General features: G+C 62.3%; 12 protein-coding genes. 6 read left to right on the top strand and 6 right to left on the bottom strand.

Annotated elements, in window-relative coordinates; translation table 11 throughout:
- From B3B04_RS12040 to B3B04_RS12025, 4 genes are all read right to left on the bottom strand, one after another.
- The coding region (locus B3B04_RS12040) for an AAA family ATPase (RefSeq protein ID WP_292043236.1) at window positions 1-834 on the bottom strand (834 nt) is incomplete at its 3' end.
- Window positions 835-843: 9 nt separating this feature from the next.
- Complete coding sequence (locus B3B04_RS12035; RefSeq protein ID WP_292043235.1) at window positions 844-1,497, bottom strand: DsbA family protein; 654 nt, start codon at window positions 1,495-1,497, stop codon at window positions 844-846.
- A gap of 10 nt (window positions 1,498-1,507) precedes the next feature.
- A complete protein-coding gene (locus B3B04_RS12030) occupies window positions 1,508-2,140 on the bottom strand; it encodes a DsbA family protein (RefSeq protein ID WP_292043234.1) in 633 nt (210 codons plus the stop codon).
- Window positions 2,141-2,244: 104 nt separating this feature from the next.
- Window positions 2,245-2,838, bottom strand: coding sequence for a DUF721 domain-containing protein (locus B3B04_RS12025; protein ID WP_349679370.1), 594 nt, complete (start codon window positions 2,836-2,838; stop codon window positions 2,245-2,247).
- A 64-nt stretch (window positions 2,839-2,902) separates the two neighbouring features.
- Here B3B04_RS12025 and mutY point away from each other — a divergent pair, with 64 nt between their 5' ends.
- Complete coding sequence (mutY, locus tag B3B04_RS12020) at window positions 2,903-3,934, top strand: A/G-specific adenine glycosylase (protein ID WP_292043233.1); 1,032 nt, start codon at window positions 2,903-2,905, stop codon at window positions 3,932-3,934.
- A 117-nt stretch (window positions 3,935-4,051) separates the two neighbouring features.
- On the opposite strand, the gene B3B04_RS12015 is transcribed toward mutY, so the two are convergent.
- Complete coding sequence (locus B3B04_RS12015) at window positions 4,052-5,131, bottom strand: site-specific DNA-methyltransferase (RefSeq protein WP_292043232.1); 1,080 nt, start codon at window positions 5,129-5,131, stop codon at window positions 4,052-4,054.
- Window positions 5,132-5,419: 288 nt separating this feature from the next.
- On the opposite strand from B3B04_RS12015, the gene murC reads away from it, so the two are divergent.
- From murC to ftsA, 5 genes are all read left to right on the top strand, one after another.
- Complete coding sequence (gene murC / locus B3B04_RS12010; protein WP_292043231.1) at window positions 5,420-6,859, top strand: UDP-N-acetylmuramate--L-alanine ligase; 1,440 nt, start codon at window positions 5,420-5,422, stop codon at window positions 6,857-6,859.
- 14 nt (window positions 6,860-6,873) lie between these two features.
- The gene (murB, locus tag B3B04_RS12005) at window positions 6,874-7,785 is read left to right on the top strand and encodes a UDP-N-acetylmuramate dehydrogenase (RefSeq protein WP_292043229.1); all 912 of its coding nucleotides are present in this window, start codon (window positions 6,874-6,876) and stop codon (window positions 7,783-7,785) included.
- 135 nt (window positions 7,786-7,920) lie between these two features.
- Window positions 7,921-8,856, top strand: coding sequence for a D-alanine--D-alanine ligase (locus B3B04_RS12000; protein ID WP_292043228.1), 936 nt, complete (start codon window positions 7,921-7,923; stop codon window positions 8,854-8,856).
- Window positions 8,844-9,683 carry a cell division protein FtsQ/DivIB gene (locus B3B04_RS11995; RefSeq protein WP_292043227.1) on the top strand — a complete coding sequence of 280 codons (840 nt, stop codon included), beginning with the start codon at window positions 8,844-8,846 and terminating at the stop codon, window positions 9,681-9,683. Before B3B04_RS12000 ends, B3B04_RS11995 begins: the two co-directional genes overlap by 13 nt.
- A gap of 26 nt (window positions 9,684-9,709) precedes the next feature.
- On the top strand, window positions 9,710-11,038 hold the full coding sequence (ftsA, locus tag B3B04_RS11990; protein WP_292043226.1) for a cell division protein FtsA: 1,329 nt from the start codon (window positions 9,710-9,712) through the stop codon (window positions 11,036-11,038).
- A gap of 115 nt (window positions 11,039-11,153) precedes the next feature.
- On the opposite strand, the gene B3B04_RS11985 is transcribed toward ftsA, so the two are convergent.
- A complete protein-coding gene (locus B3B04_RS11985; protein ID WP_292043225.1) occupies window positions 11,154-14,342 on the bottom strand; it encodes a TonB-dependent receptor plug domain-containing protein in 3,189 nt (1,062 codons plus the stop codon).
- Between the last annotated feature and the right edge of the window lie 29 nt (window positions 14,343-14,371).

Here is a 14,371-nt window from a genome sequence, read left to right as displayed (position 1 = left end):
CGCCTCTTGCGCCTGAAGGGCGGCGGTTTGGGCGGCGGCCGAGGCGGTGGTGGCCTCGGCGACGGCGGCCTCGGCCTCGCGCAACTCCTTGCGCGCCCCCTCGGCAGCTTCCTTTGCGTCAGACCAGCGCACATAGAGCAGGGCGGCCTGCAAGGCGCGAATCTCGGCGCTGATCTTCTTGTATTTCTCGGCCTGACGGGCTTCGCGCTTCAGGCGGTTGAGAGTCGATTCCAACTCCTTGCCGATGTCGTCGAGGCGGTCGAGATTGGCTTCGGCGGCCTTGAGGCGCAACTCGGCTTCGTGGCGTCGGGTGTGCAGACCCGACACGCCACCCGCCTCTTCGAGGATGCGGCGGCGGTTCTGCGGTTTGGCCGCGATCAGTTCGGAAATCTGCCCCTGACGCACAAGGGCAGGCGAGTTGGCCCCCGTCGAGGCATCGGCGAACAGCAGCTGGACGTCCCGCGCCCGCACTTCCTTGCCGTTGATCCGATAAGTAGAGCCGCGCCCGCGCTCGATCTTGCGCGAAACCTCTAGCACGGCTTCGTCCGTATAAGGCTGGGGCGCGCGGCGCAGGGCGTTGTCGATGGTCAGGGTGACTTCGGCGTGGTTGCGCGGCGGACGGCCTGCGGCACCCGCAAAGATCACATCCTCCATGCCCTGACCGCGCATGGCCTTGGCCGAGTTGGCCCCCATGACCCAGCGCAGGCTTTCCAGCACATTCGACTTGCCGCAGCCGTTCGGTCCGACGATCCCGGTCAGTCCGGGTTCAATCTGAACCTCGGCGGGATCGACAAAGGACTTAAAGCCCGAAAGTCGAAGGCGCTGAAAATGCATCGGCGGAGGTTAGCGGACCAGCGGTTCGATGGCCGCCACCATACCCTCTAGGTTCGGTGCCGGCACGCGCTGGCCGTTCACGAACAGGGTCGGTGTGCCGGTGACACCCGCCGCCTGCGCGGACTGGATGTCCCCTTCGATGCTGGTGCGCATGGCGTCGGTTTGCATACAGGCCAGAAGTTCAGCCTCGGTGCGGCCCGTCACCGGAATGGCACCCCGGATCCAGCCATTCACGTCGCTGGAACGGAAAGCCGCTTCCTGACCCTGCATCAGATAGTCGGCATAGTCGAAGAACCGGTCTGGAGCCGCGCAGCGCCCCATGGCCACCAGTGCACTGGCCACCTGAACCGGCGGGGTCGGCAGATCACGGAAGACCAGCTTGGCCTTGCCGGTGTCGATATAGCGCTTCTTCAGTTCCGGCAGCACCTGCGTCGAGAAGGTGGCGCAGTGCGAGCAGGTGAAGCTCGCATACTCAATGATAGTGACCGGCGCATCGGCGCGACCCAACACGCGGTCCGACGGCAGGCTGGCCGGAACCGGCTGTGTCGGAGCGGCAGGGCGCGGTGCCGCCGACCCGGGCAGGGTCGGCGAGTTTTCCGCCACCGATGCGGCGGGGTGAACCAGAAGGGCCGCAGCGACGGCCAAGGCAATACGCCCGCGCATCGGCATCACCTTACTTGGCCAGCTCGGCGTCGATCACAGCCGACAGACCTGCCAGCGAAGGATCGTTCACCTTCACCCCATTGACCATGAAGGTCGGGGTGCCTTGAACGCCCGCCGACACACCGGCGCGGATACGCTCTTCCATGGCGGCGATGGCGTCCTTGTCACGCACGCAGGCGTCGATCTGCTCGGTGCTAAGGCCAGCGGCCTGACCGATACGGTTCAAGGTGACGCGCGGCGACACGCCGGCCTGCCACTCGCGCTGGGCAGCCATGATGTCGTGGATCACGTCGAAATATTTGTCCTCACCGGCGCAGCGGGCGATCAGGAAGCCTGCGACGGCCACGTCTTGCGGCGGGGTCGGGAATTCGCGGAAGACAAAGCGGACCTTGTTGTTGTCCACGTACTTGGTCTTGAATTCCGGCCAGACCTGCTCGTTCCACGCGGCGCAGGCACCGCAGGTGATCGAGGCATATTCCACGACGGTGACCTTGGCCCCTTCGGCCGCGCCCTTGGCCATGTCGCCCTCGGCCGAGGTAGCGCCCTTGGGCGAGCAGCCCGCGACGGTCGCCATGGCGGCCAGAGCGGCGGCGGTGAGGGCGGCGCGACGGCTCATGGCCGAAAACTTAAAGGTGGGAGCCATGGATCAGACCTCGATCGTCAAGAGTAACGCTTTTGGATGTGCGGGCGACTGAGCGTCAGGACGCACTGTGTTCGGTGTACGGCAAACAGAGCGCCGTGAATTTGTCAACGATAAGGATCATCGCCCTGTTCGGCCGTTCGCGCCATGGCCGCTCGACCCAGCTTCATCAGAGCTGATTTCAGCGCGTCGGGCACCTGTTCCAGCTGTTGGCTCAGTTCGGCTTCGGCCGCTGGAGGCATGGGCGGAAGCGGCGGGCGCTTGGGCGATTTGGGGGCCGCGCTGCTGTGGGGCAGCGGCTTGATCGGACCTTGCGAAATCCGCAGCTTTTCGACGGCCTTTGAGCCGAGGAACAGGTTCACCCGATCGACGATATCCTGCGTCTGGTGCTGGACCAGCAGGGCGGCAGGACCGACGACGCGCAACTCCAGCACGCCACCGGCGTTCCCGCGGCCTTTAACCAGCTTCATCGGACGGCACACGCGGGCCAGCCGGTCGCCCACAATCTCGACCCAGCGGGCCTCCAGCGCGGAGGCACCACGGCCAAACTGTTCGTCCAGCTTCTTGATGAAGGGGGCCAGCTGGCGACCCGCGCGCGGCGGAGGACGCATGGGCGGACGCGTCTTGCGTTGGGCCAGAATCTGGCGCGCTTCTTCTTCGGTGGGCAGGGGTCTGCGACGCATGCCGATACTATAGGCCAAAGTTGCGCCTCTGCCGATGGCAAGATGGGCTGCCGATGATGAATAAAGCGGCTATGGGACGGGTATGAAATCCGCTGACATCGCCAAACTGCGCTCGGCCCTGCTGGACTGGTATGACGCGCACGCGCGTGACCTGCCTTGGCGCGCGCCGCCGGGGGAGAAGGTGCGCACCGATCCCTATCGGGTCTGGCTGTCGGAGATCATGTTGCAGCAGACCACCACGGTTCATGCGGCTCCCTATTTTCATAAGTTCACCGAGCGCTGGCCGACCGTCAGCGATCTGGCCGCCGCCGAGGACGCCGATGTCATGGCGGCGTGGGCGGGGCTGGGCTATTACGCCCGCGCCCGAAATCTGCTGGCCGGTGCCCGTATGGTGGCGCATGACCACGACGGCGTCTTTCCCGACACCGAGGCCGAACTGCTGACGCTGAAAGGCGTGGGAGCCTATACGGCAGCGGCGGTGGCCGCCATCGCCTTTGGCCGTCCGGCCAATGTGGTGGATGGCAATGTCGAGCGGGTCATGAGCCGCCTGTTCGCGGTAAAGGTCGAAGTGCCTTCGGCCCGTCCCGAGCTAAAGCGACTGGCGGGCCTGTTCGTGACCGATCATCGACCCGGTGACTGGCCTCAGGCGCTGATGGACCTTGGCGCGCGGGTGTGCCGTCCAAAATCGCCTCTGTGCGAACAGTGCCCGCTGTCGTTTGGATGCGCCGCCTATAAGGAAGGCGACCCGCAGTCCTATCCGCGCAAGGCCAAAAAGGCTGAGCGCCCACACCGCTATGGCCATGTGTTCGTGCTGCGTGACGACAAGGGCAGGGTGGGGCTGGTGCGCAGGCCAGAGAAGGGCCTGCTGGGCGGTATGCTGGGGCTGGTGGGATCGGACTGGTCGGCGGCTCCTGCCTATGATCCGCCGTTCAAGGCGGACTGGGTCGAGGCGGGCACGATCAACCACGTCTTCACCCATTTCTCGCTGGACCTGACGGCCTATGTGGCGACGGGGCGTGCGGATGACCCCTCGCTGATCTGGATGGAGGAGGGCGAGGCGCTGGCCTCCTTGCCGACCGTGTTCAAAAAGGCGCTGGAGCGGGCGTTGGCCTAGGCGCTTTCCATTCCCTGCTTTTGCTGAGGACGAGGGGACGATGCGCGAAAGAAAAAAAGGACCGCACCTTATCGGCGCGGCCCTTGGCAGTTTCGGGCGATGCGCCGCCCTTAACCCTTACTGCATGCCTGCGCGGATTTCGGCGCGCAGGGCGTCGATCGGGCGCAGGCCCTGATCGGTCTTGATGCGCCAGTAGGTCCAGCCGTTGCAGGCCGGAGCATTCTCCAGCAGGGCCCCCAGTTTGTGGATCGAGCCGGTCAGCGAGCCGGACACCAGCGAGCCATCGGCACGCACGCGGGCCTCGCGCTCGCCCTTGGGGCAGTACAGTTTGTCACCCGGCGACAGCAGGCCTGCCTCGACCAGAGCACCAAACGGCACCTTGGGTTCGGCCTTCTTGGAGCCGGTGATCTGAAGGTCTTCCGGTGCAGCGGGGATCACGGCGTCGATGCGCGCCTGCGCCAGATCGGCATAGGTTTCGTCGCGCTCGATACCGATGAAGTGACGGCCCAGACGCTTGGCTGCCGCACCCGTGGTGCCGGTGCCAAAGAACGGGTCGAGGATCACATCGCCAGCGCGCGTGGCCGACAAGATCACACGGTGAAGCAGGGCTTCCGGCTTCTGGGTCGGGTGGGCCTTGTTGCCGTCAGCGTCCTTCAGACGCTCCGAGCCGGTGCACAGGGCCAGCGTCCAGTCCGAACGCATCTGGGTATCTTCGTTAAAGACCTTCAGCGCGTCGTAGTTGAAGGTATAGCGCTTTTGGTCGCGCGACTTGGCGGCCCAGATCAGGGTCTCGTGGGCGTTGGTGAAACGCGTGCCTTTAAAGTTCGGCATCGGGTTCGACTTGCGCCAGATGATGTCGTTCAGGACCCAGAATCCGAGATCCTGCATCGCCGAGCCAAGGCGGAAGATGTTGTGATAGCTGCCGATGACCCACAGCGTGCCATCGTCTTTCAGTACGCGCTGGCATTCGGCCAGCCAGGCACGGGTAAAGGCGTCATAGGCGGCGAAGCTGTCGAACTTGTCCCAGTCGTCGTCTACCGCGTCGACCTTGGAGTTGTCCGGACGCAGCAGGTCGCCACCCAGCTGGAGATTATAGGGCGGGTCGGCAAAGACCATGTCCACCGACTTGTCCGGCAGGCCTTTCAAACGTTCGATGCAGTCGCCTCTGAGGATGACGTCGGTTTGAATGTCGGACATGAATACGCGGCCCCTGTGGTGTTGAGGGCGCATGGTGAGTCATCGTGGTTAACGGCTGGTAATCAAAACGGTTTTGCGATTCTTCGCAGAGTCAAACGCTGATCTTTGTGACTCTCAAGAGTCCGGTGGATAAGGGTTTTGGCGGATTCAGAGTCCGTAAAAAATATTTTCATACGGCCTCGCCTGGCGGTGGTTCACAATGTTCGGCCATCGGCAGTTTGTTAATTTCCCCAGCCGTTCGCCTGTCGGAGACTTCGCACGCACGCCGGACGGGTCTATGAGGCGTTTATGATCCGTCGTCTTCGTCCCGTCCCGTTCGCCCTTGGCCCCGTCCACTTCGTCGGTATCGGCGGCATTGGCATGAGCGGCATTGCCGAAATCATGCTGAAAATCGGCTATCAGGTGCAGGGCTCGGACGCCAAGGCCAGCGCCAATACCGAGCGCCTCGAAAAGCTGGGTGCGCGCATCTACATCGGCCACGACGCCGCCCACATCACCGAGGGCGTTTCGGCGGTCGTCTATTCGACGGCAGTCAAGGCCGATAATCCCGAGATGGTCGAAGCGCGCGAACGCCGCATTCCGGTGGTGCGCCGCGCAGAGATGCTGGCCGAGTTGATGCGCCTGCAGTTCTCGATCGGCGTCGGCGGCACCCACGGCAAGACGACCACGACTTCGATGGTCGCGGCTCTGTTGGACGCCGGCAACCTCGACCCGACCGTGGTCAATGGCGGCATCATCAACGCCTATGGCACCAATGCCAAGGTGGGCGACGGCGACTGGATCGTCGTCGAGGCCGATGAGTCGGACGGCTCTTTCCTGCGTCTGAAATGTACCGTGGCGATGATCACCAACATCGATCCGGAGCATCTGGACCACTACGGCGACTTTGAAGCCGTTAAGAAGGCATTCCGCGACTTTATCGAGGACACGCCCTTCTATGGTTTTGGCGTGGTTTGCCTCGATCACCCCGAAGTGCAGAAGCTGGCAGCCCAGATCGTCAATCGTCGCCTGATCACCTATGGCCTGAACCCGCAGGCCATGGTCCGCGCCGAGAATGTGCAGATGGACCCTGATGGCTCGACCTTCGATGTCGTGATCCGCAGTTCCCACGCCAGCGACGAAGATATCCGCATCGATGGCGTACGCCTGCCGATGGCCGGTTGGCACAATGTCTCGAACGCTCTGGCTGCCATTTCTGTCGCCCGCGAAGTCGGCGTGGACGACGAGGGCATCCGTACGGGCCTTGCCAGCTTTGGCGGCGTGAAGCGCCGCTTCACCACCACCGGTTTTGCCCATGGCGTGCGCATCATCGATGACTATGGCCATCACCCTGTCGAAATCGCCGCCGTGCTGAAGGCCGCGCGTCAGGTTGTACAAAATGCCGATCAATCGGGCCGCGTTATCGCGGTGGTGCAGCCGCACCGTTTCACCCGTCTGCGCGACCTGATGTCGGACTTCTCGACCTGCTTTATGGACGCGGACAGCGTGCTGGTCGCCGATGTCTATCCGGCAGGTGAACAGCCCATCGAAGGCGTCGACAAACACGCACTTGTCAGCGGCATCAAACAGTTCGGTCACCGCCATGTGGCTGCGCTGGAAAGCGCCGATACGCTGGCGCAGGTGATCCGCGACGAGGCCAAGCCGGGTGATCTGGTCGTCTGTCTCGGTGCCGGTGACATCACCTCCTGGGCCTACGCCCTGCCGGCCCAGCTCGAAGCCATCGCTTAAGATCGGAGACTGCCATGTCTTGGACTGACACCCTTCCGACCGTGCGCGGCAAGCTGCTGCTGAACGAACAACTGGCCCCCTATACGTGGTTCCGCGTGGGCGGGGCGGCGGACGCGCTGTTCATTCCGGCCGATGAAGACGACCTGATCGACTTCCTGAAAGCTCTGCCCGAGGACGTGCCGGTCTATACTTTCGGCGTCGGCTCGAACCTGATTGTGCGCGACGGCGGCATGCCCGGTGTGGTCATCCGTCTGGCAGGCCGTGCGTGGGGGCAGGTGGTCGCCGATGGCCTGACCGTCACTGCCGGTGCGGGGGCACTGGATTCCATGGTGGCGCGCGCCTCGGCCAAGGCCGGTATTGCGGGGCTGGAGTTCTATGCCGGTATTCCCGGCTCCATAGGCGGCGCGCTGACCATGAATGCGGGGTGCTATGGCTCGGAGACCAAGGACGTTCTGGTGTCTGCGCGCGGCGTGAACCGCAAGGGCGAGAAGGTACAAATGACGGTCGACCAGTTCGGCTATACCTACCGCCACGCCAATGCGCCTGCGGACATCATCTGGATCGAGGCGACCTATCAGGGCACGGCTGATGAGCCCGAGGCTGTCGCCGCCCGCATCGCCGAAATCACCGCGCGCCGAGAAAAGACGCAACCGATCCGTGAAAAGACGGGCGGCTCGACCTTTAAAAACCCCGAGGGCCACTCTTCGTGGAAGCTGGTCGACGAGGCGGGCTGGCGCGGAAAGCTGTTCAAGATGACCGGCGGCGGTGCCAAGTTCAGCGAACTGCACTCCAACTTCATGATTAACCCCGGCGAGGCGACCGCAGCAGACCTCGAAGGGCTGGGCGAGACCGTGCGTCAGGACGTATTTTCCAAGACCGGCGTGCAACTGAGCTGGGAAATCAAGCGCATCGGGCGACCGGGCTGAGCCTGCGGGCGGGGGATAAAAAACATCCCCCGTTAATGCACTTTTTTAAGCGTGGCAGGAGCCGCTGGGGCCTATCGTTTCCAAGTGGTTAACCCTATTGAGGCGATAGGGGGAGGCTAGTCTTCGGATTGTCTCATGCACGCGCCTCTTGAATCCCTACACGTCGCTGTCCTGATGGGCGGCATCTCATCGGAACGCGAGGTCTCGCTGGATTCCGGTGCCATGTGCGCGGACGCCCTCGAGGGGCAGGTGGCCAAGGTCAGCCGCGTGGATGCCGGTCACGATCTGGCGCAGGTGCTGGGGGAATTGAAACCCGACGTTGTCTTCAACGCTCTGCACGGTGCATGGGGCGAGGACGGCTGCGTTCAGGGTATTCTGGAAACGCTCGAGATTCCCTACACCCATTCAGGCGTCATGGCCTCGGCGCTGGCGATGGACAAGCATCGCACCAAGGCTGTGCTGCAACAGGCAGGGATTACGGTACCCGGTGGCGGTCTGTTTGATCGCAATGAGGTCGCCAGCCGTCACGTGATGCCAACCCCCTATGTCGCCAAGCCGAACCGTGACGGGTCTTCGGTCGGTGTGCACATCGTCAAAGAAGGCGATGCGCCGGTGGCGGAAATCGGCACCGAACAGGAACGCCACGGTCGCCATATTCTGGTGGAGCCGTTCATTCCCGGTAAGGAACTGGCCGTCGCCGTGCTGGGCGAGGCCGAGGGACCCCGTGCACTGACCGTCACAGAGATCACCTCGACGCGCGGCTTCTATGACTATGAGGCCAAATATACCGCTGGCGGCTCTGTCCACATCCTGCCTGCGCCCCTGCCTCAGCATGTCTTTGACAAGGCTTTACGAATGGCAGAGGCCGCCCACGCTGCACTGGACTGCCGCGGGGTGTCGCGTTCCGATTTCCGTTATGACGACGTTAACGATGTTCTTGTCTTGCTGGAGGTGAACACCCAGCCCGGCATGACCCCGACCTCGCTCGCCCCCGAGCAGGCGGCCCATGCGGGCATGGATTATCGCTCTCTGGTTCGGTGGTTGGTGGAGGACGCTTCATGCCGGCGGTAGTACGGGGCGGAAAGCGACAGTCGGGTAAAGGGAGCGCCAAACGTGGCGCGCCCAGCGGCCGCATGGATGCCGTCGGGCGTCTGGACCTCTCGCCCAAGCTGATCGTCGCCAGCCTCATCGGCGGCGTGGCCCTGATCGGTGTGATTATGGCCACGGGCGCGCGCGCAGAGCGTATCTCGACTGCCGCTGTCGAAAAGTTCGATGCGGTCACTATCGGCATGGGGCTGAAGCTGCGTCAGGTGCATGTCACCGGCGCCTCGCCCGAGGCGCTGGGTCCGATCCAGCGCGCCGTCAACCTGCGCCAGAACCAGGCCATCGTCAGCCTCGATCTGGACGGTATCCGCCAGAATGTCGAACAGGTGGGGTGGGTGAAGGAAGCCCGCGTCATCCGCCTGTTGCCCGACACCATCATCGTGGACGTTAAAGAGCATAATCGTCTGGCCGTTTGGCAGGTGGATGGGCGCGCCCATGTGATCGACGCCAGCGGGCTGGTGATCGACGGGGCTGATCCCGGTCGTTATCCCGAACTGCCGCTGATCGTCGGCAAGGGTGCCGATCAGGCCGCAGCCGACATCCTGCCGCTGTTGCGACAGCGCCCGCGCCTGATGACCCGCGTGGATGCTCTGGTACGCGTGGACGAACGCCGCTGGGACCTGCGTCTCAAGGACGGTTCGCTGATCCAGCTTCCGGCTGTGGATCAGGATTCGGCCCTCATCCGTCTGGATGCGCTGGACCAAAGAGAACGACTTCTGGATCTGGGCTTTGCCCGGGTCGATCTTCGCACGCCCGAGGAAGTGGCCATCCGGCCCACCGAAGGCGCGGTTTAAACTTCTGATCGCAGGACTATGACATCATGGTTGGATTGATCCGGGACAGGAAGGCAGAGCAGGGCAGGGGGCACGTGCGTGCGCCGGTCGTGGCTGCGCTTGATCTGGGCCAGTCCAAGGTCGCCTGCTTCATCATGAAACCGGACGGTGTGCGCCATGCCGACCGCACCATCCGTGTGGCCGGTGCCGGCCATGTACAGTCGCGCGGCGTGCGCGGCGGGGCCATCGTCAATATGGATGACGCCGCCGAGGCCATCGCCCGCGCGGTTGAACGGGCCGAGCGCGCGGCCAGTGCGCCGGTCTCGGGTGTGATTGTCACCACCTCTATCGGTCAAATGGCCAGCCACCGCGTCTCGGTCAGCGTCTCTCTGGGCGCGCACCCGATCAGCGATGCCGATCTGGCACGGGCCATCGGGGCCGCTCTGGCCAAGATCAACCTGCCGAACCGTCGTCCGATCCACCTGCTGCCCGTGGCGTGGTCGGTGGACGGCGCGCGTGGCGTGCATGATCCGCGTCACCTGCAAGGCCGCTCGCTGGGGTTGGACCTGCTGGTCGTTTCCATGGCCGAGGGCGTGTTTGGCGCGCTGAGCAGCTGTCTGGAACGCGCTCACCTTGATCTGCAAGGCGTGGCGTCGGCGCCGGTGGTGTCGTCTCTGGCGGCGCTGGAAGAAGACGAGATGGAACTGGGCAGCCTGTGCATCGACATGGGTGCAGGCACCACGACCGCTGCCGTCTGGGGCGGTCGCTCGCTGCTGCACATCGAAAGCCTGAACGTGGGCGGTGATCACGTGACGGCCGACATCGCGCGCGGCCTGTCCACCTCGCGCACGGGCGCCGAGCGTTTGAAGACCCTGCATGGCTCGGCCATGGCCAGCGCCAATGAAGACCGCGAAATGCTGGAGGCCCCGCCGCGTGGCGAAGATCCGTCGGCAGGTCCGGTCATCGTGCCGCGTTCGATGCTGAAGACCGTCATCGCGCCGCGAGTGGAAGAGACTCTGGAACTGATGCGCGACCGTCTGCGTCATGCGGGCGTCGGGCTGGAGCCGGGCACCGGTATCGTCCTGACCGGTGGTGCCAGCCAGCTGAACGGCGTGCGTGAACTGGCCCAGCGTGTGTTCGACCATCGCCCTGTCCGCTTGGGCCGCCCGCAACGCGCGCCCCACTTGGCGGACGCTGCCGCAGGCCCTGCCTTCTGTTCGGCTGCCGGAGTGCTGCTCCGGGCCGCCTACGGCCCCCGCGAAGCCGTCTCGGCCCGAAAGCTGATGGCCCGCACCATCACCCCCGCCGACGGACCCCGTGTCCACAACGGTGGCGTTGTCACCCGCGCCGTCGGCTGGCTCCGCGAAAACTTTTAGAAGCGACCATTGTGTAGAGTTTGCACAGGGTTGCCAGCTTACTTCCCAGCCTTAAACTAAACAAAAAGGGCGGCAGGATTATCCTGCCGCCCTTCTGCTTATTCCGCCGTGATGATTACCAGGTGCGGGTGATGCTCAAGAATCCGCGACGGCCCAGGATATCGTACTGCGACGAGCGTGGCACATTACCCCAACCGCTGGCACGACCACCGCCCGATGCCGATGTGATGCTCGGTATTTCATCGAATACGTTCTGGATGCCAGCATGGAGTGTCCACTTATCCAGCTTGCGACGAACCGATAAAGTATGGTTGGCGTAGGCGTCGACCGTGCGGTCGTAGAAGACCGTTTCACCGAAGTATGTGCCTCGATTTGAGGCATATAGGTGATCGTTGGAGGTCTCCGGCACGTAGTTCATGGTCCAGTAGAAGGTCCAATCCTTGTGATCGAAGCGAGCGTTCATGTTCGCGACCCATTGGGGGTTGCCAATGCGGTCCACCAGAAGGTTTGGTTCGGAGTCCGTGAACAGTTGGCGATCCCATTCGAGAATGTACGACGCACGCGCGTTTAGTGTCAGGTCACCAAACGAGAATTCGCGGTTGTAACGGGCGGTCAAGTCGAGACCTTCGTTACGTTGCGAAGCAATGTTCACGTAGGAGTCGTTAACCTCCAGGATTTCGAACTTGCGAGTGGCATGATTCCCATCGGCGCGCGTGAACAGTGTGCAGAACGGATCGTTCGGGAAGTTTTCTGACAGATAACAGGCATTCACGATGTTGCCTGCGCCGAAGGTGGCGACTTCGTCCGAAATCTCGATATTAAAGTAGTCGAGAGCGATGTTGATATCGGCAAACTGTGGGGTCCAAACGATACCGGCCGAGTAGGACTTGGCGGTTTCAGCATCCAAGACTCCTTTGCCTCCGTTGCGGTATATCGTGGCGGATGATGATACGGCCGTCCCATGATCTTCCGGTACGCCAGCCGCCATGCAGTTCTGTTTCAAAATTTCATTCGTGGACAGGCCCCAACTGCGGCAGGGGTCAACCGACGTCTGGTCCAGGAAGCTTGACTGGTTGCCCAAGTACATCTCGTACAGAGCCGGGGCCCGGAAAGAAGTGCCGTGTGAGGCGCGGATACGGAACGACGGGTTAATCGCCCAGTTCAGACCAATCTTATAGGTGCTGTTGTCACCGTAAGAGTCATAGTCCGAGAAGCGGCCTGACAGGCTTAGGGTCAAATCTTGGACAAGTGGCAGGTCTTTCAGCAGCGGGAACTCCAGTTCCGCAAATAGCTCCTTAATGGTGTCATCGCCCACGGTCTGCTGGGCGTCGGACGACCCCCATAGATTGCCGTTGCGCTCTTGTTCACCTGGCATGTCGTTCAGACGTTCATAGCGGACCTGAAAGCCGAGTGCCGCGGCGACGGTGCCTGCCGGCAGGTCGAATAGTTCACCCGATACCACGCCCTCGATATAGCGGTGGTCATAGGTGGTGCGACCGACTTCATAACCCATAATGAAATCAAGGTGCTCCTGAGTCATCTCGCCGCGACCGACAACGCCTGGCGAGAAGAAGTCCACACCCCCTGCCGGACAGGCATTAGCGGTCGTCAGGAATGTTGGATTACAGCCGCTGGCCAAATAGCTGTTGTATTGAGCCCAGGTTAAAGGGCTGCCGTCAGCGTTTTCATCCATAATCGAAGCAGCGCTGATGCGGTCGTTATAGATGAAATTGCCGCCGTATTCGGCTTCAGAACGTGTCGCCTGAATCGCCAGTTCCCAGTCGAACCCGCGGTGGAAGTTGGACTTGCCACGGATACCTGCAACCACGCGACCGTAATCAACTTGTTGTTTGGCGCGGCTGTTGAGCAGCAGCGTCGGCTCAATATACGCCACTTCATAGGACTGGCCTGTTACGGGATCGTCAACGAACCCGAACTGGTCATTGCGAGGATGGTAGGAATCGATCAGGCCCCACCACTGACGCCACGAATTTTGGGAAGACTCGCGACGGTTAAGGAGGACTTCGCCGAATAGTTCGGTGGTAGCATTCAGATCATAGGCTCCGAAGAGCGAGGCGCTGTAACGACGGACCGGGGAAATAGCGGTGCGGCTGGCATAGCGGTCTGAATGTGCAGGTGATGCGCCAGCATAGTCACGTAGCACCTGGTTCCATTCTGCTTGAGTGCCCGTGAAGTAGGTCGGAGCAGCCGCCGGAAGGGCGCAGCCACGATAGCCGGTGAAGAAGGTCCGGTTTTGGCGCCACCCACTCAGATCGCAGCCCATCGCTCCTCCACCTGCGCTGGCAAGGGGGTCCGGCGAATAGTCGATGCCCCCGCCCAGGCCACCGGTGTCCGGATTGATGAGGTACAGCGAAACCATTTCTGCACCATAGCTGGAGCACTTATAGTCGCCGGTTAGAGGGTTAACGACGTCTGCGCGACCCTTCATGCTTTCCGAGTAATAGACCACGTCGTTGGGACACTTGAACGCGTCTCGGTCTCCGAACAGCATTTCCTTTTGTTCGTAGTAGTCCACAGCGGCGGTCAGGTAGCCACGGTTGAATGTCCAGCCTTGACCGAGGCTGATATTGAACTCTTCACCACCTGACTCGAAGGGTTGATTGTAGATGATAGCAGCCTGGCCACCATCAAGGTTCGTACGGGTAATGATGTTCACGACCCCGGCCACAGCATCCGAGCCGTAAACAGACGAGGCTGAATCCGTCAGGATTTCGACACGTTCGATCAGCGAGGCAGGGATGACATTGAGGTCAGTAGGCCCAACCTGACCGCGTGCACCTGCGGGACCAGCGCGTCGACCGTTCAGAAGCACGAGCGTACGCTGTGCGCCCAAACCGCGCAGCGACAAAGTGTTGACGCCCGGGCCACCTTCAACAACGGCACCGGTGAAGAAGTTATTGATCTGGCCAGCGGTATTGGCGGTCGTGGAGCCTTGCAGAATTTCGGTCGTGTCTACGAGGCCTTCCAGAGTGGCTTCTTCGGCGTTGATCACCTGCACAGGTTGGGTGCTGTTGAAGGTTGAACGGCGGATACGGGAGCCGGTAACCACAATGTCCTGAACCTGAGTGGCTCTTTCGGTGGAAGAGGCCTCCTGTTCCTGTTCCTGTTCCTGTTCCTGTTCCTGGCTCTGCGAAATGGTTTGCGCCCACGCAGTAGGAGCCAGCGCGAGGCTGCTTACCAGCAGACTGGTGGCAAGTAACTTTGCCTTATCGATTCTCATGAATGTGCCCTCCTTGGTCTCAAAACCACTCGCGGCCCCGAGTTGGGTCAGTGCGAATGCCATGTTTCCGACCCTATTCAGATTGTGGCGGT

Source organism: Brevundimonas sp. UBA5713 (genome assembly GCF_002419815.1).
Taxonomy (GTDB): Bacteria; Pseudomonadota; Alphaproteobacteria; order Caulobacterales; family Caulobacteraceae; genus Brevundimonas.
Note: the sequence above shows the minus strand (reverse complement) of the source record. Positions and strands in the feature narration are given on the sequence as shown.